Below are 1524 nucleotides of genomic sequence, written 5' to 3'. Positions count from 1 at the left end.
GACTAGATTTTATAAAATAGGGGTTTATCAGTCTTAAACTGATTAAGTTGTGCTAAGTCTGTATGCCTCTAGGGCAGTCGTAGCAGGAGTGATGAACAAAAGATAGGCGCAACAAAACACTGCTGTGAAAACCCAGCAGTTTTTAATGTTAATTTTGTGCGAATCATGTCCATAGCGGGTAATTCTAGGCTGAATTTGTATTCTTGCCAAGTTTCTTACTTAACTTGTTGTCGTTCTGAACGCCGTTGACGTATTTTTATCAAGGTAAAAATGGGGCCAGATAAAGCATAGATAAAAAATGCAGTGAACAAAACAATAGGCGGATCGTTAGCAATTAACGCGATAATCAATACGATTACCAGCAAGACAACAAATGGAACTTTACCGCGCAAGTCCAGCTCTTTTAAACTGTGATAACGTACAGTACTCACCATTAAGATGCCACATGCAAAGGTCAGTGGTAAGGCAATAGCCGTCAACACAGAAGCATCAATGCTATTTGTTGAGCCTAACCAAACCCAGCCGGCAAGAGAGGCCGCCGCAGCCGGACTAGGTAGCCCTTGAAAGTAGCGTTTATCTTCAATACCAATTTGAGTATTAAAGCGTGCTAAGCGTAAGGCGGCACAGGCTGTATAGACAAAGGCAACCATCCAGCCAAACTTGCCCATATCCAATAATGACCATTGAAAAACCACTAATGCTGGCGCTAAACCAAACGACACCATATCTGCCAAACTATCGTACTCAGCACCAAAGGCACTTTGCGTATTCGTCATACGTGCAATACGACCATCCAAACCATCCATCACCATTGCCACAAAAATGGCGATAGCTGCCGATTCAAAATCACCACGAATAGCGGAAACAATGGCATAAAAACCAGCAAACAAACCCGCCGTAGTAAATAAGTTGGGCAATAAGTATATGCCTCGACTTTTGTGTTTTTCACTATCCATCATTAAATTCCATTAGCCTATAAATATGCAAATTATCATAGCAGAAACAAAAACGGGGACAGATGTTTCACACCTGTCCCCGCCTGTTTTTAGCTCTATTATTAATTAGTTTTTAGACTTATCAACAATCTTTTCAATCCAAGGCATCATTTTACGCAATTTAGCACCCGTTATCTCAATTGGATGTTCTGCATTGATATGACGCATAGAGGTCATTTCTGGGTAACCAGATTGGCCTTCCAAGATAAATTGTTTTGCATATTTACCTTCTTGAATGTTTTTCAATGCTTCACGCATCGCCCAACGACTTTCTTCGTTAATGATTTTAGGACCAGTAACATACTCACCGTATTCAGCATTGTTAGAAATTGAGTAGTTCATGTTAGCGATAACGCCTTCATACATAAGATCGACAATCAATTTCAATTCATGCAAACATTCAAAATAAGCCATTTCTGGTGCATAACCGGCTTCTGTTAATGTTTCGAAACCAGCTTTAACCAATTCAACCATACCACCACATAAAACAGCTTGCTCACCAAATAGATCTGTTTCTGTTTCATCACGG

Annotated in this window: 1 protein-coding gene and 1 pseudogene; both read right to left on the bottom strand. The window is 40.2% G+C overall.

Translation table 11 applies throughout. The features are described from left to right. Positions 1 to 215: 215 nt before the first annotated feature. Positions 216 to 956 (bottom strand): CDP-diacylglycerol--serine O-phosphatidyltransferase, encoded by a 741-nt coding sequence (pssA, locus tag AC3AYF_RS20845; RefSeq protein ID WP_487780381.1) that lies wholly within the window; start codon positions 954 to 956, stop codon positions 216 to 218. A 105-nt stretch (positions 957 to 1061) separates the two neighbouring features. Then, a pseudogene (locus AC3AYF_RS20840) lies at positions 1062 to 1524 on the bottom strand (ketol-acid reductoisomerase); the annotation flags it as partial.

It is taken from the genome of Salinicola sp. (genome assembly GCF_982684285.1).
This window is presented reverse-complemented; position numbering and strand designations above follow the sequence as displayed.